1 protein-coding gene is annotated in these 281 nt (G+C 37.4%); it reads right to left on the bottom strand.

Annotated elements, in window-relative coordinates; all coding sequences use genetic code 11:
* Positions 1–281 (bottom strand): nucleoside-triphosphatase (locus SB775_RS28895; protein WP_410864636.1); only part of this gene is annotated, 281 nt, incomplete at both ends.

The following is a 281-nucleotide window of genomic DNA, read 5'->3' as shown; positions in this document are numbered from 1 at the left end:
GTCCCTGGTGTCACAATCAAGGCATACATATCTATAATTTCATCACCTTCGCGGCTCGGAAAATATTCATGTGGTGCGGTGCTATCAAAAATTGCAAACCCTAATTCTCTTACGATAACCATATCAAGACTATTTGGATCAAATCCACAATGATATACTTCAACTTCAAATCCTTTTTCTTCTGCTGCCTTAGCTAATTTTTTAAGCATTGTTGATTTCCCAGATCCTGGGCGTCCTTTTATAAAATAACGATGTGGTAATCCCTCTGTTAAATTAGGAAC

The organism is Peribacillus sp. SIMBA_075, assembly GCF_046534585.1.
This window is presented reverse-complemented; position numbering and strand designations above follow the sequence as displayed.